Below are 17882 nucleotides of genomic sequence, written 5' to 3'. Positions count from 1 at the left end.
GATCACGTTCACTCGACCAGGAGAACCTGTTCCCCTTCGGCGCTCGGGCGGTGCGCATCATGAGCGTCGAGGGCATGGGCGTCCTTGTCACAGGGGGCGGCAGCGGTATCGGCCTCGGCGTGGCGCGGCACCTCGCGGCCGAGGGAGCGCACGTCACCGTGTGCGGCCGCACGGAGGCCACGCTGATCGCCGCGGTCGAGGAGATCTCCGCGCACGCCGCCGCGGGCAGCCGCGCGGGATACGTGGTCGCCGACGTCTCCGATGAGGACGCCGTCGCGGGCGCGGTGGCACGGGCGGGCGAGCGCGCCGGTGGCCGGCTGGACGGCGTGGTGACCTGCGCGGGCGGGAACAGCTGGGTCGGCCCCATCACCCATATGCCGGTCGAGGAGTGGAACGGCGCGCTGGACACGAACCTGACCGGCACGATGCTGGCGCTCAAACACGCGGGCGCGTATATGGCCAAAGCGGGCGGGGGCGCCATCGTCGGTATCTCGTCGATCGCCAGCTCCAACACCCACCGCTGGTTCGGCCCATACGGCGTGACCAAGGCCGGTGTCGACCACCTCTGCCGGCTGGCCGCGGACGAGCTCGGGCCGAGCAACGTGCGCGTGAACTGTGTCCGCCCCGGCCTGGTCCGCACCGAGATGGTCGAGGCCATCACCGGATCCGACAACCCCGTCCGCGACGACTACGAGTCGTGCATACCGCTCCCGCGCCTCGGGGAGGTCGGCGACATCGCCGCGGCGGTCCGCTTCCTCATCGGCCCTGAGTCGAGTTGGCTCACCGGCCAGGTGATCAATGTGGATGGTGGGCACTCGCTACGCAGGGGCCCCGACCTCCGGCCGTGGCTGGAACCCGCCTACGGCGAGGACGGCCTGCGCGGCATCGTCAGCTGACAGCTCGCCGTGTCGAGCGTACGGACATGGTGTGCCGGGCGCGTGGGCACGATGTGCCTCAGCTCACCCGCGCCTCGCGGGCCGAGCCGCTGTCGTCGAGCAGGCCCTCGAGATCACCCGCCGCGTCCGCGGCCGCCTGCTGCGCGTGCGCGACGGCGTCGCTGTCGAAGTCCTGCACGAACCCGGTCACCGACACGGCGGCGCGGCAGTGCCCGCCCGCCCCGCGCACCGGCACCGCCACGTCGGCGATGAGCGGGTCCAGCCCGCCCGAGCTGAACGCGTAACCCGCCTGCCGGGCGTCCTCGAGCCGTGCGCGCAGCCCCGCGACGTCGACACCCGCCTCGGTCGCGGACTCCAGAAGGACTCGCACCGGCCCGGGTCGCTGAACGCGAGCAGCACGAGGCCACTCGCGGAGCGCCACGGGTCGAAGACCTCTCCCTCGAACCCCAGGAACCGCTGGTAACGCTCGGAACGCACGGTCTCGATGACCCGGCATCCGCCTTCCTCGAGGACCTCGATACCCGCGATGCGCTCGGTGTCGGTCGCCACTCTGCTGAGCATCGGCCGCGCCACGTCCGTCCTCCTCTTGCCGCACAACCTCCACCGCGAGTAACGGCACACGAAACCAATGTTGCCTTCTACGCAATCGGGCGCGATGTCAGGTATCGCTCTCCTTCTCCACTCCGGACACATCACCACGCTCGACGGCGGTTTCGCCGGCCGGTACCGGTCCATCACTGTGCACATGCTGCCCTGATCGGCAGCGCGCGCCGGCTCAGCCGGTCAGGCGTTCCGGGCCGATGGCACCGATCGAGCGGCAGCCGGTCAGGCCCATGGTGATGTCCAGCTCGGCGAGCAGGTGCTCGGTCACCTCGCGCACGCCGGTCTGCCCGGCTACGGCCAGACCGTAGGCGTAGGGCCTGCCGACGAGTACCGCGCTCGCGCCGAGGGCAAGGGCCTTGAAGACGTCGGCTCCGGTGCGGATGCCGCTGTCGAACAGCACCGGAACCTGCCCTGCCACCCTGTCCACGATCCCGGGAAGCGCGTCCAGCGACCCGACGGCCCCGTCGACCTGCCGTCCCCCGTGGTTGGACACCACGATCCCGTCCACGCCGGCGTCGAGGGCGCGTGCGGCGTCCTCGGGGTGCTGCAGACCCTTGAGCACGATCGGCAGCGAGGTGTGCTGCCGGAGGAACGGGAGGTCCTCCCAGGTCAATCCCGAGTTGGAGAACACGTCGAGGAAGGTCTCCACAGCTGTCCGCGGCAACGGCGAGCGCAGGTTGTCCCGGAAGCGACCCGGGTAGCGGCGTGACATGGAGACAAGCGACCTCAGCGCCGTCAGCGTCGGCCGCGGCGTCTCACCGTCCTGCCGCCCGTGCTCCGCCCGCCTGCGGACCAGGTCGGTGAAGGCGGGATCGCTGGTGTACTGCGCGATGCCCTGCCCCCGCGCGAACGGCAGGAACGCGCGGTCGAGGTCGCGGGTGCGCCAGCCAAGGATGTGGGTGTCGAGCGTGACCACGATCGCGCCTGCCCCGCAGCGCTCCGCGCGGTCGAGCATGCTCGCCACCACGTCCTTGTCCTTGCTCCAGTACAGCTGGAACCACCGGTCGGTCTCGCCGAGCTCTGCGCAGATGTCCTCCATCGGGTGGGATGCCTGCGTCGAGATGGTCATCGGGATGCCGAGCTCCCGCGCGGCCCGCGCGACGGCGAGGTCGGCGTCGCGGTGCATCAGCTCCAGCACGCCGATCGGCGCGAACAGCAGCGGGGAGGAGTGCCGCCTGCCGAACAGCTCGACCGAGATGTCGCGCTCGGCCACGTCGGTCAGCATGCGCGGCACGATGCGCCGCCGGTCGAACGCGGCCCTGTTGGCAGACGCGGTGGCCTCCAGCCCGGCCGAGCCCGCGGTGTAGCCCCACGCGTCCCTGCCCATCGCCCTGCGAGCGGCCGCTTCGAGCCGGTCGGGGTGCACAGGGACCGGCGGGCGCTTGCCGAACACCCCGTCGCGGTAGATCCGCCCCTGGATCGCACGGCCCACGGTCTCGATCGGATCGGTCATGCTGCTCCCTTGGTGCTCGCCCGAGCGTGCAGACACGCCAGCATAATGCCGTGTCGGGCACCGGGACACACCGTGTTCGTCGATCCGGCATGGCGTGTCGGGCTGTCCGGCATGGCCCGGTGGGAGTCAGGCGATCCGCACGCCTCGTGGCAGCGAGCGGACGGGCGTGTGGAGCCGCCGGATGGTCAGCGCGATCGCGCCGGCTGCGAGCAGCACGTCGAACACGAGACCGTACGGCCACACCGGATCCGGCCTCGGCGGCTCGGGCTGCTCCGGTCCCGGCGGGACGCTGCCGGGCACGGCCCGCGGATCCTCGGAGGCGCGGGCATCGCGCACCGCGGTGGCGATCTCGCCGAGTGGGTCGAGGCCCAGCACGAACAACATGAGCCCACCGAACATCGGTGTCCCGAGCGGCGCGGGCGGCGGGACCTCCGCGGCACCGGCCCCGGGCACGGGACCGGTTACCGGACCCGAGCGCGTCTCGGCCAGCGCCCAGCGAAGCAGCGCGGTGAACGCCAGCAACACGGCGAACCACGTGCCGAGCAGCCACCGCCACCGCCCTGGGTTCCGTCACCTGGGCCGGCGGGCGAGCACGGCGTGCAGCCGGCGTCGTGCGCGCTCGGCACGGCGTGCCTCGTACGCGATCGGCAGGTAGCGCAGCCGCTCCGGAAGCACAGGCAGGAGGTAGGCGATGGCGCGGCCGAAGCGGCGCAAGCGCCGCTCGTCGGCGGCCGTCCACGCGATACCGAGCTTCTCGCGCGCCTTCCCGGGAAGCGTGCCGATGGTCACGAAGTATTGCAGCCTCCCGGGGAGGTCCATCAGCACCCGCCACAGTGGCCGCAGCAGCCCCGGCATGCCCGGTGGCGGCGGTACGTGACGGACGGTGCGCAGGTACTCCCACGCCGTCCGATGGGCGACCAGCACCTGATCGATGATCTCGTCGAATGTGACGCGGTACTCCTCGTACGTGGCCGCGATCTCCTTCTCCGGGACGTGGAGGTTGCGCATCACCTGGACGAGCTCGCCGTACAGCGCTTCGCACTCGGCACCGGTGGGGCTACGCCGCGCGAAGTACTCCCCGGCGATCAGGAAGGAGTACGGTGCGGTCAGCATTACCCACGCCCACGGACCCGACGTCAGCGCGTGGTGCGTCACACCGTGCTCGTCGACGGACTTGAGGGGCGCGTGCATCGCGCGGAGCCGGTCCCCCTCGGCCAGTGCCTCCTCGCCCCCGTAGATCCATGTCATGACCGAGGCGACGCTGCGCGCCGCCCGGCCGACGGCGTCGGTACGAAAGACCGAGCGCTCCCCGACGACGGCGCCGATCGACGGGTGCATGACCTGGAGCAAGAACGCAGATCCCGTGGTCAGCGGGAAGGTGACCAGCCCGGCGTCGTCCCACAGGATCCCGCCCGGCTCCATGGGACGACGCCGCTCGTCGCCGCTCTTGACCGGCTCGGCGTCGCGCCGGCTCGCCGTCCGAACCATGCTCCACCTCTCCTAATCTGGTGTCACTCAACACCATATTTATTTGGTGTCAGCCTCCACCAGATAACGCTTCCCGTCAAGCGTGAGACGATGCGCGCGTGACAACGCGCATGTACGGGGGGAAGACGGCCCGCGAGCGGCAATCCGAACGCCGCGCCGCGCTGCTCGATGCCGCCCTGGACGTACTGGCCGAGCACGGCGCGACCGGCGTGACAATGCGCGCGGTCTGCCACAGGGCACGGCTCAATGACCGGTACTTCTACGAGCACTTCCGGGACCGCGACGCTCTCCTGAAGGCGGTACTCGACGACGTCACCGCCGCCGGTATCCAGCACGTTCTCGGCGCCGTAGCCCGCGCGGAAACCGATATCCCCACGGTCATGCGCGCCGCCATCGCGGCGGGTCTGGAGTTCGTCACCGAGGATCGGCGACGCGGCACGCTGCTTGTCGAGTCCCAAGCCACCGACGCGCTCCGCGCCGGGCGGAACGAGGTCATCAGGTCACTGGCCCGCACCATGACCACCCAGAGCCGCGCGCTGCTCGGGGAGCGAGCACCCTCGGAGTCGGACGCCGAGCTGGCCGCGCTCACCCTGGCCAGCGGCGTACTCGAGGTGGTGGCGATGTGGCTACGTGACCGGCTCGACACCTCGCGCGAGCAGCTCACCGACGTGCTGGCGGGGATGCTGGTCACCAGCGTCGATCTCCCTCGCGCCATCAGCCGTTCGGCGGACGGCGCTTCCCGCGCTGACCCGACCGAGTAAGTACGGCCCGCTCCTCGAACGCCACGATCAGCCGCGCGAAGAACGCTCAGGCGTCGACGTGTTCCATACCCCAGCTGACGACGCCGGCTGGTGTGATCCGGATCATCGGCACCGGCCCGCCGCCGCCGTAAGGGGTGGCCGCGGGCAGTGCCTCGGCACGGCCACGGACCTGGACCGCACGCGGCCTCCATGGCGGCAACACGTCGTCGACCACGAAGCACACCAGCGGGTTGCCCTGCACGTTACGGAACTTCCGGGTGCGGGCGAAGTCGTGTCCCCCGATGTCGATGGTGTCCAGATCGGCGTTGTAGGTCCACCCCAGCGGCACGTTGTGCGGCCGGCCGTGCTCGTCGACGGTGGCGAGGTGACCCAACTTGCCTCCCTCGGCGAGAAAGGCCCGCTCGGCATCGGAGAAGGCGCTGCTCATCACTGTGCTCCTTTCATGCGGATTCGTGCACGTGCTGTTCGGTCGGGGCCGGGGATGCTGCCTCCACCGGTCCGCTGGGGGTCCGCGCGGCGGCTGCGAACACTGCAGCGAGGGCGGCGAGCGCGAGGACGGCTCCGGCGCCGAGGTGGAAACCACCGATTCCGCCGCCTGCCAGGTGCCAGGTCAGCGCAGCCACCGCCGGGCCGAGCGCGAAGCCGAGCGTACGGCCCATCTGGGTGACAGCACCGACGGTGGCCGCCATCCCGTCCGGTGTGGCCGACAGGATCGCGCTGCTGTTGGGGCCGGTGAACAGCCCGGCACCGATTCCCACCACGGCCAGCGGCCACGCCACCGCGACGGCTCCGGCCTGGGCGTCGACGGTCTGCAGGCCCAGCGCGCCGAGCGCTGCGACCAGCGCCCCGGCGGCCGCCACCCTGCGGGGGCTGATGTGGTCGGCCAGCCATCCCGCCAGCGGCGAGCAGAGCGCCATCGCCAGCGGTAGCGCGGCGAGCGTGGTCCCGGCCAGCACCGAGTCGCTGCCGACCACGGTGACGAGCAGGTACGGGATGAGGAAGAACAGCCCACCGCTGGTCGCGGTCCCCAACGGCAGGGCAACCAGTGAGGGCCACAGCGCGGGACGTCCCAGGACGTCGAGCACCGGTCGGGAGTCGGCGCGTCGTACCCACCACCCTCCGGCGACCGCGGCGAGGGCGAGCGCTGCACCGATGCCGAACCAGTCGACATCCGCCGTGGCCACGGTCTCGACCCGGTCGAGCGCGACGAATGCGGCGACCAGCACGGTTCCGAGGCCCAGTGCGTCGGCGAGCCAGCCGCGGCCGGGCAACCGGAGCCGGCCGCCTCCGGGAACGGTGCGGTGCGCCAGCCACGCGACCGCGAGCGCGACCGGCAGGTGCACCAGGAACGTGGCCCGCCATCCCCAGGCTTCGATCAGCGCGCCGCCCACGGCGGGGCCCGCCACCGTGCCGATGGGGCCGAGGGTGGCGAACAGGCCGAATGCCCTGCCGCGGTGCTGGGGTTCCACGAGGGTGGAGACAGCAGGAAAGATCAGCGCGGTCATCGCGGCGGCGAACGCGCCCTGGACAGCCCGGCCCGCGGTCAGCAGCGCGAACCCGGGCGCCGCCGCGATCAGCGCGCTCGCGACTCTGAACCCGAGCGCCCCGGTGACGAGCACCGGACGCAGCGCGGCGCTGTCCAGCCAGCGACCGACCGGGATGACCAGTGCCACGAGCGGCAGCAGGTAGCCGAGCTGGACCCACTGGGTGCTACCGGCGGGCACGCCGAACTCGTCGCCGATGGCGGGCAGCGCGATCGCCGCGATGGTCATGTCGAGGCCCGCCAGGAAGATGATCATCGCGAGGGCCACGACGGCTGCCCAGCGGGTGCGTTCGGGCGTGCCGTGATGGGCGGACATGTCAGGTGGTCCGTTCCGTCATGTGCCCGTCGTCGGCCGTGTCACGTCGACCCCTGACCCATGCGACCAGCTCGGCGGTGCGCCTGCGGCGTGCCACGGCCAGGATCGCCGCGAGTACGAGCAACGGAAACGCCGCGGCCACCCCCTCGCCGAGCACGACGAGGTGCACGAGGACGGCGCCGACCATCAAGCCGACGAACGCCAGTCCGGCCAGGCCGGCCAGCAGCGGTACCAGCAGGGCGACGGCCCCGGCGATCTCCAGAACGGCGATCAGGTAGCGGAACCAGTCACCGAAGCCGATCGCGTCGAACGTCTCGACCACAGCAGGGTCGCCCGCCAACTTCGCGCTCGCGGCCAGCCCGAAGCCTGCAGCGGTGATGATCTGCACGACCCACAGGGCGATGGTGCCCGCGCGGCCGCGACCCGCATCTGCCTGCGCCGCTACGCGGTTTCGCTCGGTCATACTCTCCAACCCTTTCAATTTCGTTGCTGCGGGGATATTTGTCGAAGCAACAATCTACGGACAGTTATTCCCCGCGTCAATATTCCCTCAAGCAACGAAAACTGCTATGCTGCGGCCATGGCCAGTGACCTGTTCGACGATCCGCGACTGACCGCGATGGGGCTCCTCGTCGAGGTGTACGAGGGGGTCAGCGCCCGGATCTCGGAGGTCCACGCTGCCCACGGCCTGTCCGGCAACGAGTTCGACGTGCTGATCCGGTTGGCGCGCTCACCCGGACGGCAGCTACGGATGGCCGACCTCGCTGCCCAGACAGCACTGTCCACCAGCGGCATCACCCGGGTCATCGACCGGATGGAACGCGCCGGATTGGTCGAGCGCGCTGCCTGTCCGGGAGACCGGCGCGCCTCCCTTGCCGTGCTCACCCCGTCCGGCGAGGAACGGCTCGCAGCCGATGTGCCGCCGCTGTTGGACGCACTCGACACGTGGTTCACCGGCCGGCTGTCCGCCGAGGAGCTCGACGCGTTCCTCACCGGACTGCGCAAGCTCCGCGAGGTGGTCCGACCCCGCGCCACCGCAGGCGCGGACGCACCGGATGCGAGCCCCGCCGACCCCGCATGACGCGCACCGGGCACGCCGTGTCTGGCCACCGGGCACACTGTGTCGGGCTTGCCGGCATGCCGTGCCGGGTTGGCCGGCACACCGATGTCACGTACACGTCAGCCGGCATCATCGTCGACATGGCACATGGCCGCTTCCGGGCTGACCCACACCACCCGCGCACCGATGCGACTCCCGCGACGGAATCGCCGCAGGGCATCCTCTGGCTCCCGCAGGCTCATCCGGACGTCACCGTCCACTCCGATCACCTCGACGCGATCATCGAACGCGATCCCCCATCCGGCGATCCGGGCATCCACCCTGTCGCCGAACTCCTGTACCACAGCGAACACCCGTGGCGCATCGTCCGCCACCATCCCCTCCAGCAGTTCAGCGAACCGCGCCTCGCTACATAGCGGCGGCAACCCCGACGGATCCTGAATCAACCGATCCAGCAGACACCCCCGGCCGAGCTCTTCTCCGGCCATCCCCCAACGGAGTCGTCGATGTCCGGGACGTGCTCAGTCGATACATAGGTCATGCGATCCTCCTCAGTCGCACTGGCACCTGGGCGTGATTTCCGAGGCCCAGCACCCGACAGGCCCGCGAAGTTTGCCGCGACACCCCTCGGACACCGACCAGTCATTCTACTATATACATAGTATACTAGGTATAGTATTAGTCAAGCCAGGTCCATCGCTGTATGCCGGTAGCGGTGTCCGTTACCGTGATCACCAAGCACACCGGGTATGCCAGGCCTGCGATGGAGGAACCGCACTATGGCCACACGATGGAGCGGCACACCCGCGTACCTCCAGATCGCAGCCGACTATCGGGGGAAGATCCTCGACGGTTCGCTGGCACCCGGTGCGAAGCTGCCTTCCGAAAGCCGGCTGATGTCCGACTACGGGGTATCGCGCATGGTCGTGAAGATGGCGCTGAACGTACTCCGCAACGAAGGGCTGATCCTCGGGCACCAGGGCAAGGGGAGTTTCGTCAAGGAATCACGCCGGGTCGTACGGGACAGCACGGGCCGGTACTCGCGCCACAAGCCGCACAGCTCATCGCCGTTCACCAACGACGCCGCGCAATCCAGCCAGCGCGGCGACCGGGAGTACGCCAGCAAGAAAGTACCGGCTACCGAGGACCTCGCCGTTCGCCTCGGCATCGAACCGGACGCGGAACTCATGCAGACGGACTACCGGTACTTCGCCGACGGTGCCGTCATTCAGGTAGCGCGATCCTGGGAGCCGCTGGCGATCACGGGTGGAACGTCGATCGAACTCCCGGAGGAGTCCCCGGCCGTCGGTGTCATCGCCCGCATGGACCTCATCGACCAGCGTGTCGATGAAGTGGTCGAGCGCGTGCATGCTCGCCCCGCACGTCCCGATGAGACCGAACGCCTCGAGTTACCCGCTCAGAGCGTCTACGTGCTCGCCATCGAGCGCACTCACTACGTCGGCGACCAGCCGGTGGAAACGTGCGACATCACCTTCCCCGGCGACCGCTACGAGTTGACGTACCGCATACCCGTCGACAGCTAGCCGCCGGGCCTTGGGGCGATGGTGCCGGCCTGCGCGCCGGTGAACACCAGGAGCGGGACCAGCGATCAGGAGCGGAGCAGGTCGCCGAGCACCCGCTCGGCGCGCTCGACGGTGTGGTCCGGCACGTCGCAGAGCTCGATGTCGGTTCCGGACTCACGGGCGTGCTCGATCACCGAACGCAACGACAGCAGGCCGGTCAGGTCCACCCGGCCCAGCCCCTGCAGGTGCACCATGACCCTGTCCACATCGGGCTGCTCGGCGAGCAGGGCCAGCAGGCGCCCCTCCAGCACCGGCGCGGACGCGAAGTACAGCACCCCGCTGAGCCACACGTGCAGCGTCGTGCCCGCGTGCGTGGCCGTGACGTCCAGCCGCATCTCCCGCCACAGATGCACGGCCAGCGACAGTACGACCCCCGCGACGATCCCCCACTCGACGCGAGGTGCCGCTGCGAGTGTCATGACGAACGTCAGCACCGCGATCGCGAACTGCGGGCGTGAGCAACGCCAGGCCTGCGTGAACGGGCGCACCTCGAGCAGCGAGAGCGCCGCGGCGATCACCAGCCCGGCCAGCACGGCCGTCGGCAGGTCCGCTAACACCCCGGCGGCAGGCAGCACGGCCAGCACGACGAGGCCGGTCACCGCCCCGCTCCATCGCGTCCGCCCGCCGGATAGCCGGTTCAGCGCCGAGCGGGAGAACGACCCGCCTGCCGGCAGGCCGCTGAACAGCCCGGCAACGATGTTGGCAAGACCCTGCCCGGTGAACTCCCGGTTGGGGTTCCACGGCGTGCGGTCCATCGAGGCGTAGCGGCGCGCGATGGAGGACGGCTCGGCGAAGCCGACCAGCGCGATGACCACACCGGGCACCACCAGCGACGGCAGGGCCTCCCACGGCAACCCGAGGTCCATCGGCGGCAGCCCGGCAGGGATCGCCCCGACCACCGGCACCGCGACGAGGTCGAACACGCTGAGCAGCAATGCGCCGACCGTGGCGAGCAGCACCGCGGGGAACAGCGGGCTGATCCTGCGCCCGGCCAGCACGAGCAGGACCGTGGCCACGCCGATGGCGACCGCGACGGCGTCCCAGGCCCCCGGCGCTGCCAGCGCCTGCCCCGCGCCGAGGAACGGGTTCGCGGCGTCGGCGTCGCTGTCGATGAGCGTGGGAACCTGCGAGGCGATGATCAGTATCGCGGCCGCGACGGTGAACGCCGACACCACGGGCTGGGACAGCAGGTAGGACACCGCTCCCCAGCGCAGCAACCCGAACAGCAGGCGCACCACACCGACCACGATCGCCAGCAGCGCGGCGTGCGCGGCGAAACCGGCCGTGCCGGTCTCGGCGAGCGGGGCCAGGGCGCTCAGCGTCAGCAGGCTCGTCAGCGCGACCGGGCCGGTCTGCAGGTACGGCGAGGACCCGATCAGCGCCGCCGCGACCGGCGCGACGGCCGCGGCGTACAGGCCGTGTACCGCAGGCAACCCGGCCAGCTCCGCATACGCCAGCGACTGGGGGATCAGCACCAACGCGACGCTGAGCCCGGCCACCAGGTCACCGCGGCGCGGCAGCGTCAGCGACCGACTCCAGCGCACCGCCTCAGCCCGCCGGCTCGCAGTCGGCAGCGTGGATCGTGCCGGTCACCGCGCCGAACCCGATCCGGCCGCCGTCCTCGGCGGGGGCGGTAGCGCTGATGCCGACGGTGTCGCCGTCGGCGAGGAACGTCCTCTGCTGCCCGCCGGAGAGCTGGAGCGGCTCGGTACCGTTCCAGGTCAGCTCGATCAGCGAGCCGCGCGTCCCGGCCGCCTCGCCCGAGACGGTTCCCGAGGCGTACAGGTCGCCGGTACGCAGGCTCGCGCCGTTCACCGTCATGTGCGCCAACATCTGCGCGGGTGACCAGTACATCCCGGCGTACGGCGGCCGGGAGACGACCTGCCCGTTCAGCTCCACCTCCAGCTGAAGGTCCAGGCCCCACGGCTCGGGCTCGGTGAGGTAGTCCATCGGCGGCGGGTCCTGCACCGGGGTGGTGACCCTGGCCGGGGCCAGCGCCTCCAGCGGCACGACCCACGGCGAGACCGAGGTCGCGAACGACTTACCGAGGAACGGGCCGAGCGGCACGTACTCCCAGGCCTGGATGTCGCGCGCCGACCAGTCGTTGACCAGGCACACCCCGAACACGTGCTCGGCGAAATCCTTCGGCGGCACGGGCTGTCCCAGCCGGCTTCCCGCACCGACCACGAACCCGACCTCTGCCTCGATATCCAGCTTGGCCGACGGGCCGAACGTCGGGGAGTCCTCGCCGGGAGCCTTGCGCTGCCCGCACGGCCGCGCGATCGGCGTACCGGAGGGCACGACCGTGCCTGCCCGGCCGTGATAGCCGACCGGAAGGTGCTTCCAGTTCGGCAGCAGCGGCTCGGCATCCGGGCGGAACATCCTGCCCAGGTTCGAGGCATGCTCCTCGGAGGCGTAGAAGTCGACGAAGTCGGCGACCGCGAACGGCATGTGCAGGCCGACCCGCTCCAGGGGGTGCAGCGCGGGCTCGACGACCTGCCGGTGCGACTCGTCGGTGAGCAGCTCGCGGATCCGCGCGCGGGCCTCGCTCCAGCGCGCGCGTCCGGTTGCCAGGAACGGGTTCAGCGATGGTCGCGCGAACACCTCGTCACCGAGTGCGCCGGCGAGGTCGAGCACGTGGTCACCGATGCGGACTCCCACCCGAGGCGCCTGCCCCTGCGGGGAGAACACGCCGTACGGCAGGTTGTCCACACCGAAGCCGGCTTCGGCGACGACCGGAACCCATGTCGTGCTCACGTAACCCTCAACCTTTCTCGCTCGTCGTCCTGCCTTACCAGGCCCAGCTCGGCAGCCTCGGTAACCGGGACGGCCGTGCTGCACGAGCCGAAACCGGCCAGCGCGCGCCGGGTCACCCCGGCGGCACGCGACGTCATGCTCCTGGCCTGCCGGGCGAGCTCGGGGGTGTCCCTGCTGCGCAGCGTATCGGCCACGGCATCGACCTGCGAACCCGCCACCGCACGGGCCACCGCGAGCACCAGGTTCAGGTAACCGTGATGGTCGAAGCCGGTGTCCGGGTCGGTGTAGCGCACCGCGTGGTGCAGCCCCGCGGTGGCCTTGATCGTCACCCCGGCGCGCGCGGCGGCCACCACGGCGCGCGCCAACTCCCCGGCACCCGGGAACGCCCCGGCGGTCGCACCCCCGCAGCGGAACTTCAGGCCCACCTGCCGCGTGCTCGGCCGCGCGGCACCAGCCGCAACCAGTCCGTCCACATCGGATGATTCCTGGGTCATGCTCGCTCCCTCGTGTCGTTTCCTCGCGCGGCCACCCGGTCTCCAGCCCCCGCGGCGCGGCCGAGTGCGGCGGCGAGTCGGCGTGCCAGTAGGGCTCGGCCAGCCTGCCCGAGTTCACCTCGGCGTGGGCCGTCCGGTCGCGCACCGCGCGTTCGAGCACATCCAGCCTCGTGCGCCGCTGCTGCTCGGTGTGCGGGACGAGGAAGCCCATGGTCGCCGTGGTGACGTCCAGGTTCTCCAGCGCAGCCGCGTGCCGCTCGTCGTGGTAGCTCTCCAGCAGCTCCTCACCCGCCCAGCCGCGCAGCACCAGCGCCAGCTTCCACGCCGCGTTCTCCACATCGGGCGTGCCGTGCGGGTCGACCTCACCGACCGCGGGCGTGCGGACATCGCCCGCGCGTTCGGCACGCACAACGAGCGCGAGCAGGCGTGGGCGAGCACGCTCAACGAGCAGGAGCGCACCACCCTCATCGGGCTGCTGGACAAGCTCATGATCGGCACCGGGGCCGACGAGGTCCGCCGCCGCTTCTAGACACGCGCGCGGGGAGCCCGATGTCACCTTCGGCTCCCATCCGAACGCCGAGCGAAGCGGCGCGAGGGAGCCGAAGGTGACCGCCGTTCCTTCTAAGTCGCCGAACGTGACATTCGGCTCCACCCCGCCCGGCGGTCAGACGTAGCGGGGCCTGCCGGCGACCCAACCGAACAGCATCTGGGCGAGCAGCACGCCGATCAGCATCAGCAGCGGCACGGTCCAGCCGCCGGAGATGTCGTGCAGCAGCCCGAACAGGAACGGCCCCACCGCGGCGAGCAGGTAACCGAAGCCCTGCGCCATCCCGGACAGCCGCGCGGTGTCCTCCCCGGTGCGGGCACGCAGCGCAAGCAGTGTCAGTGCCAGCGAGAACACGCTCATCCCCGTCCCGATCAGCAACGTCCACAGCAGCGGCACCGTCGTAGGGGCCAGCATCAGGCCGACCATCCCGGTCAGGCCGATGACGCCGAGCCCGACGATCCACCCCGACTGGCTGCGCCGCCGGGCAGCCAGCGCGGGAACGGTGAGGCTGACCGGCACGCCGACCAGCGACAGCGCGCCGACGTACAGTCCGGCGTCGCCCTGGCTCACCCCTGCGTCGATCAGCACGAGGGGCAGCCACCCCATCAGCACGTAGGCCAGGCAGGCCTGTAGGCCGAAGAAGACGGTCACCACCCACGCCAGGGGGCTGCGCAGCAGGGAACGCGCAGGACCCTGGCTCGCAGGGACCGTCTCACGTGCCGCACGGGGATCAGCGGGCTCGGCGCGACGCCGGGCCCGCGCGGCCAGCGACCACACCACAAGCGCGACCACCGCGAGGGCAGCCCAGCTGGCCAGGGCGGGCCGCCAGCCACCAAGCGCGGCACCCAGCGGCGCCGTCACCGCCGAGCCGAGCGCCCCGCCTCCTTGCAGCGCGGCGGTATACATCCCCGTCATCAGCCCGATCCGGGCCGGGAACGAGGACTTGACCACGACCGGGACCAGCACGTTGGCGAGGGCGATCCCGCCGGTGGCCACCATCGTGCCTGCCAGCACCAGCACCGGGCCCCCGAGCACCCTGGCCAGCAGCCCGCAGGCTAGCACCGTCATCGACAGGGCAACCGCGGCGGTGGTACCGGCACGGCGAGCGAGGGCGGGGGCTGCCAGCCCGGCCAGCGCGAAGCACAGACCCGGGATGGTGGTCAGCAGCCCAGCCCAGGTGGCAGAGGCACCAAGCCCGTCGCGGGCCTGGCCGAGCACCGGCCCCACGCTGGTGATCGCGGGACGCAGGTTCAGCGCCACCAGCACCACCGCGACACCGAGCAGGAGCCCACCCCCGGCGACCCGGCCGTGCCGCGTCGCGGGCCGTGCCGCGTCCGTGCGTGTGGAGATCCCCGTTCCGGCTGTCACGTCCGCTATCATGTCAGACATAGGATGATTGGATGAAGTGATCCTCGGCCGACGTGACCCGTATCAACCCGGCGAACGGCCGTGACACGATCACCACCGGAGTCGGACCGAGCGAAAGGACACGAGCGTGCCCCTCAGCGCAACTCGCCGGACGGGGCTGGTCGAGCAGGTGATCGGCCAGCTCCGGGATGCCATCACCGGCGGTGAATGGCCCGTCGGGCACCGCATCCCGACCGAGCCCGAGCTGGCCGCGTCCCTGAACGTGGGACGCAACACGGTGCGGGAGGCCGTGCGGGCCCTGATGCACAGCGGGCTCCTCGAAGTCCGCCAGGGAGACGGCACCTACGTCCGTGCGACCAGCGAGGTCTCCGGGGCCATCCACCGGTTGTGCGGCTCCGAGCTACGCGAGGCCCTCGAGGTACGCCGCACGCTCGAGGTCGAGGGCGCCAGGCTGGCTGCGATCCACCGCACACCCGAGGAGCTCGCCGAGATGACCGAGCTGCTCGACGCGCGTGACACCGCGCGGCAGCGGGACCGGTTCGAGGAGTTCGTCCGCACCGACGCCGCGTTCCACACCGCGGTCGTCCGCAGCGCGCACAACACCCTGCTCACCGAGCTCTACCACGGGCTGACCGAGGTGGTGCGCGGCAGCGTGGCGGCCACTTCCCCGCAACACACCGCGCCCGGGCACGATATCGAGCACCGCGGGCTGCTGAACGCGATCGCCGAGCGCGACCCGGAACGCGCCGCAGCCGAGGCGCGTGGATTCCTCGACGAGCTGCTCGCCGGTATCGGCGACCGGGAATGAGCGGCGCGACCCCGAGGGGCGCTCAGCCCGGGGCGTAGCCCACGTAGTTCTCCGCCAGCGACCGTGCCGCCGCGGGCGACTCCACCACGTAGCGCAGGCGGGAGAGCTGCATCCGCGCCTGCACCCCCGAGTCGCCCGGCATGCGGTGCAGCATCGAGGTCATCCAGTACGAGAAGTCCTGCGCCCGCCACACCCGGCGCAGGCAGGTGTCCGAGTAGCCGTCCAGTGCCTGGCTGCGCCCGCGCGCGTACCAGTCGTCGAACGCCTCGGCGAGAACCCTCACGTCGGCCACGGCCAGGTTGAGCCCTTTCGCGCCGGTCGGTGGCACGATGTGCGCCGCATCGCCGGCCAGGAACAACCTGCCGTACTGCATCGGCTCGGTGACGAAGCTGCGCACCGGTGTGATGCTCTTGTCGATGATCGGACCTTCCCGCAGCGCGAACCCGTCGTCGGTGCCGAGCCTGGTCTGCAGCTCGGACCAGATGCGATCGTCGGGCCAGTTCTCGATCGGCTCGTCCGGGTCCACCTGCAGGTAGAGCCTGCTGACCTCGGCCGAACGCAGGCTGTGCAGCGCGAAACCGTTGTCGTGGAAGGCGTAGATCAGCTCGTCCGTGGACGGGGCGACCTCGGCGAGGATACCGAGCCAGCCGAACGGGTAGGTGTACTCGTAGGTACGCGCGTGACCGGCAGAGATCCGGTCCCTGCAAATGCCGTGGGACCCGTCGCAGCCTGCGACGAAGTCGCAGTCGATCTCCACCTGCCTGCCGTCGATGGTGGCCCGCAGCACGGGCGAGTCCTCCTCGATACCCGAGACGGTTACGTCGTCGACCTCGAAGTGCACCGCCCCGCCGTCGGCCCGCCGGGCCGCGATCAGATCCCGCACGACCTTCTGCTGCCCGTACACGGTGACGTGTCTGCCGGTGAGCTCGGTCAGCGGGATACGGTGCATGGTGCGGTCGAAGCACAACCGCAGCCCCTCGTGCACGATCCCCTCGCGGTCCAGGCCCGCGCCGACACCCGCCTCGCGGAGCAGGTCCGTCGTCCCTTGCTCGAGCAACCCCGCCCGGACCCGCTCCTGCACGTAGGTCTCGCTGCGCCGTTCCAGCACGACCGAGTCGATGCCGCGCAGGTGCAGCAGGTGCGACAACAGCAGCCCGGCCGGCCCGGCCCCGACGATCGCCACCTGCGTACGCATGTCGCCTCCTCCTGCTCGCCGTCGAACGCCCCGCAATGCTGACCCGCGAGCGCTCTGCTTGGCGAGTCCCGCCTTCCGGTGAACGGAAGCTGACAGTTGCGCGCGGAACCGGCTGGGTATTCTTTCTGGTCAGCGAGAGACCCGCACTGCCCACGTCAGGATGGAAGCGCAGCGATGGCAGGTAACAGCTCCGAGTCCGGGCGAACCGTCGCGGCACGTACCCTCGCGCTGCTCGGCGCGTTCGACGTGGCCCACCCCAGGTTGTCGTTGTCCGAGATGGCCCGGCGCGCAGGCCTGCCCCTGGCCACCGCGCACCGCCTTGCCGGCGAGCTGGAGGCCTGGCGCGCGCTCGACCGTGACGAGCAGGGCTGCTACCGGATCGGGTTGCGGCTGTGGGAGACGGGCCTGCTGGCTCCGGTCTCCAGCAGCCTCCGCGAGGTCGCTCTGCCGTTCATGCAGGACCTGTACGAGGCGAGCAGGGAGAACATCCACCTGGCCGTGCGGGACGGGTTCGACGCCCTCTACGTGGAGAAGCTTTCCGGGCACAGCTCGGTCCCGGTCATCTCACGGATCGGCGCGCGCCTGCCGCTGCACGCCACAGGGGTCGGTAAGGCCCTGCTGGCCTTCGCGGAACCGGCCTTCATCCGCGCCTACTGCGAGCGCCCGCTGCCCCGCTACACGCGCTACACCATCGCCGAGCGGGGCAGGCTGTACCGCGAGCTCACGCGCACCCGGGAACGGGGCCACGCCGAGACCAACGAGGAGATGACGCTCGGTTCCACCTCGGTGGCGGTGCCGATCCCGCACACCAGCGGCGCACCCACGGCCGCGCTCGGGTTCGTCGTGCACTCGCACCGGTCCGAGCTGGTCAGTCTCGTCCCCGCATTGCGCGCGGCCGCCGAGGGAATCGCCCAGCGCTTGAACGAGTCCGCCGACGACCGCGCGCCCGGGCTGGTACACGACCCCTCGGTGTAGCCCGAGCCGCGCACGGAGGTCCGCAGTGCTTCCGC

At 70.9% G+C, this 17882-nt stretch carries 19 protein-coding genes; 6 read left to right on the top strand and 13 right to left on the bottom strand.

The annotated features are described in order from the left end of the window. Positions 1-59: 59 nt before the first annotated feature. Positions 60-896 (top strand): SDR family oxidoreductase, encoded by an 837-nt coding sequence (locus CHB84_RS08575; RefSeq protein ID WP_089301069.1) that lies wholly within the window; start codon positions 60-62, stop codon positions 894-896. A gap of 58 nt (positions 897-954) precedes the next feature. Here CHB84_RS08575 and CHB84_RS08570 read toward each other — a convergent pair whose 3' ends face one another. The 4 genes from CHB84_RS08570 to CHB84_RS08555 all read right to left on the bottom strand — a co-directional run bounded on the left by CHB84_RS08570 (position 955) and on the right by CHB84_RS08555 (position 4440). Next, positions 955-1266, bottom strand: a complete 312-nt coding sequence (locus CHB84_RS08570) for an IclR family transcriptional regulator domain-containing protein (RefSeq protein WP_176439860.1) — start codon at positions 1264-1266, stop codon at positions 955-957. Between the two features lie 405 nt (positions 1267-1671). Continuing rightward, positions 1672-2952 (bottom strand): lactate 2-monooxygenase, encoded by a 1281-nt coding sequence (locus CHB84_RS08565; protein ID WP_089300989.1) that lies wholly within the window; start codon positions 2950-2952, stop codon positions 1672-1674. A gap of 126 nt (positions 2953-3078) precedes the next feature. After that, entirely contained in the window at positions 3079-3477 is a 399-nt protein-coding gene (locus CHB84_RS08560; RefSeq protein ID WP_089300988.1) for a hypothetical protein, read from the bottom strand. A 45-nt stretch (positions 3478-3522) separates the two neighbouring features. Next, a complete protein-coding gene (locus CHB84_RS08555) occupies positions 3523-4440 on the bottom strand; it encodes an oxygenase MpaB family protein (protein WP_089300987.1) in 918 nt (305 codons plus the stop codon). A 98-nt stretch (positions 4441-4538) separates the two neighbouring features. Between CHB84_RS08555 and CHB84_RS08550 the strand changes: the two genes are divergently transcribed. Next, positions 4539-5201, top strand: a complete 663-nt coding sequence (locus tag CHB84_RS08550; protein ID WP_141134618.1) for a TetR/AcrR family transcriptional regulator — start codon at positions 4539-4541, stop codon at positions 5199-5201. A 46-nt stretch (positions 5202-5247) separates the two neighbouring features. On the opposite strand, the gene CHB84_RS08545 is transcribed toward CHB84_RS08550, so the two are convergent. From CHB84_RS08545 to CHB84_RS08535, 3 genes are read right to left on the bottom strand one after another with little or no spacing between them, the layout of a single operon-like run. Then, complete coding sequence (locus CHB84_RS08545; protein WP_089300985.1) at positions 5248-5628, bottom strand: PPOX class F420-dependent oxidoreductase; 381 nt, start codon at positions 5626-5628, stop codon at positions 5248-5250. Between the two features lie 13 nt (positions 5629-5641). Further along, positions 5642-7060: an MFS transporter gene (locus tag CHB84_RS08540; RefSeq protein ID WP_089300984.1), complete on the bottom strand. Its 1419-nt coding sequence runs from the start codon at positions 7058-7060 to the stop codon at positions 5642-5644. Position 7061: 1 nt separating this feature from the next. After that, the gene (locus tag CHB84_RS08535; protein WP_089300983.1) at positions 7062-7523 is read right to left on the bottom strand and encodes a DoxX family protein; all 462 of its coding nucleotides are present in this window, start codon (positions 7521-7523) and stop codon (positions 7062-7064) included. 117 nt (positions 7524-7640) lie between these two features. Here CHB84_RS08535 and CHB84_RS08530 point away from each other — a divergent pair, with 117 nt between their 5' ends. Then, positions 7641-8141 carry a MarR family winged helix-turn-helix transcriptional regulator gene (locus CHB84_RS08530; RefSeq protein WP_089300982.1) on the top strand — a complete coding sequence of 167 codons (501 nt, stop codon included), beginning with the start codon at positions 7641-7643 and terminating at the stop codon, positions 8139-8141. Between the two features lie 98 nt (positions 8142-8239). On the opposite strand, the gene CHB84_RS08525 is transcribed toward CHB84_RS08530, so the two are convergent. Beyond that, positions 8240-8494 (bottom strand): hypothetical protein, encoded by a 255-nt coding sequence (locus CHB84_RS08525; protein WP_425432288.1) that lies wholly within the window; start codon positions 8492-8494, stop codon positions 8240-8242. A gap of 405 nt (positions 8495-8899) precedes the next feature. On the opposite strand from CHB84_RS08525, the gene CHB84_RS08520 reads away from it, so the two are divergent. Further along, positions 8900-9664 carry a GntR family transcriptional regulator gene (locus tag CHB84_RS08520; RefSeq protein WP_176439859.1) on the top strand — a complete coding sequence of 255 codons (765 nt, stop codon included), beginning with the start codon at positions 8900-8902 and terminating at the stop codon, positions 9662-9664. Positions 9665-9729: 65 nt separating this feature from the next. Here CHB84_RS08520 and CHB84_RS08515 read toward each other — a convergent pair whose 3' ends face one another. The 4 genes from CHB84_RS08515 to CHB84_RS08500 all read right to left on the bottom strand — a co-directional run bounded on the left by CHB84_RS08515 (position 9730) and on the right by CHB84_RS08500 (position 14890). Then, complete coding sequence (locus CHB84_RS08515) at positions 9730-11247, bottom strand: SulP family inorganic anion transporter (protein ID WP_141134617.1); 1518 nt, start codon at positions 11245-11247, stop codon at positions 9730-9732. A 4-nt stretch (positions 11248-11251) separates the two neighbouring features. Further along, positions 11252-12460, bottom strand: a complete 1209-nt coding sequence (gene fahA / locus CHB84_RS22820; protein ID WP_176439875.1) for a fumarylacetoacetase — start codon at positions 12458-12460, stop codon at positions 11252-11254. Next, the gene (locus CHB84_RS22815; protein ID WP_176439834.1) at positions 12457-12954 is read right to left on the bottom strand and encodes a hypothetical protein; all 498 of its coding nucleotides are present in this window, start codon (positions 12952-12954) and stop codon (positions 12457-12459) included. The genes fahA and CHB84_RS22815 overlap by 4 nt, the downstream gene beginning before the upstream one ends. 664 nt (positions 12955-13618) lie before the next feature. After that, positions 13619-14890, bottom strand: coding sequence for a CynX/NimT family MFS transporter (locus tag CHB84_RS08500; protein WP_089300977.1), 1272 nt, complete (start codon positions 14888-14890; stop codon positions 13619-13621). Between the two features lie 106 nt (positions 14891-14996). Here CHB84_RS08500 and CHB84_RS08495 point away from each other — a divergent pair, with 106 nt between their 5' ends. Next, the gene (locus CHB84_RS08495; protein WP_089300976.1) at positions 14997-15677 is read left to right on the top strand and encodes a FadR/GntR family transcriptional regulator; all 681 of its coding nucleotides are present in this window, start codon (positions 14997-14999) and stop codon (positions 15675-15677) included. A 22-nt stretch (positions 15678-15699) separates the two neighbouring features. Here the strand turns inward: CHB84_RS08495 and CHB84_RS08490 are convergent, their stop codons facing one another. Then, positions 15700-16872: a 4-hydroxybenzoate 3-monooxygenase gene (locus CHB84_RS08490; RefSeq protein ID WP_089300975.1), complete on the bottom strand. Its 1173-nt coding sequence runs from the start codon at positions 16870-16872 to the stop codon at positions 15700-15702. Positions 16873-17046: 174 nt separating this feature from the next. Here CHB84_RS08490 and CHB84_RS08485 point away from each other — a divergent pair, with 174 nt between their 5' ends. Further along, positions 17047-17847, top strand: a complete 801-nt coding sequence (locus tag CHB84_RS08485) for an IclR family transcriptional regulator (RefSeq protein ID WP_089300974.1) — start codon at positions 17047-17049, stop codon at positions 17845-17847. The last annotated feature ends 35 nt before the right edge of the window (positions 17848-17882 follow it).

The organism is Haloechinothrix alba, from assembly GCF_900188115.1.
GTDB classification, from domain to species: domain Bacteria; phylum Actinomycetota; class Actinomycetes; order Mycobacteriales; family Pseudonocardiaceae; genus Haloechinothrix; species Haloechinothrix alba.
The sequence above is the reverse complement of the archived record's forward strand: the minus strand, read 5'-3'. Positions and strand labels throughout refer to the sequence as shown.

Coding starts and splice junctions, on each gene's coding strand:
- CHB84_RS08575 (WP_089301069.1), top strand. CDS start 60: ATGAGCGTCGAGGGCATGGGCGTCCTTGTCACAGGGGGCGGCAGCGGT.
- CHB84_RS08565 (WP_089300989.1), bottom strand. CDS start 2,952: ATGACCGATCCGATCGAGACCGTGGGCCGTGCGATCCAGGGGCGGATC.
- CHB84_RS08555 (WP_089300987.1), bottom strand. CDS start 4,440: ATGGTTCGGACGGCGAGCCGGCGCGACGCCGAGCCGGTCAAGAGCGGC.
- CHB84_RS08545 (WP_089300985.1), bottom strand. CDS start 5,628: ATGAGCAGCGCCTTCTCCGATGCCGAGCGGGCCTTTCTCGCCGAGGGA.
- CHB84_RS08540 (WP_089300984.1), bottom strand. CDS start 7,060: ATGTCCGCCCATCACGGCACGCCCGAACGCACCCGCTGGGCAGCCGTC.
- CHB84_RS08535 (WP_089300983.1), bottom strand. CDS start 7,523: ATGACCGAGCGAAACCGCGTAGCGGCGCAGGCAGATGCGGGTCGCGGC.
- CHB84_RS08530 (WP_089300982.1), top strand. CDS start 7,641: ATGGCCAGTGACCTGTTCGACGATCCGCGACTGACCGCGATGGGGCTC.
- CHB84_RS08520 (WP_176439859.1), top strand. CDS start 8,900: ATGGCCACACGATGGAGCGGCACACCCGCGTACCTCCAGATCGCAGCC.
- CHB84_RS22815 (WP_176439834.1), bottom strand. CDS start 12,954: ATGACCCAGGAATCATCCGATGTGGACGGACTGGTTGCGGCTGGTGCC.
- CHB84_RS08500 (WP_089300977.1), bottom strand. CDS start 14,890: ATGTCTGACATGATAGCGGACGTGACAGCCGGAACGGGGATCTCCACA.
- CHB84_RS08490 (WP_089300975.1), bottom strand. CDS start 16,872: ATGCGTACGCAGGTGGCGATCGTCGGGGCCGGGCCGGCCGGGCTGCTG.
- CHB84_RS08485 (WP_089300974.1), top strand. CDS start 17,047: ATGGCAGGTAACAGCTCCGAGTCCGGGCGAACCGTCGCGGCACGTACC.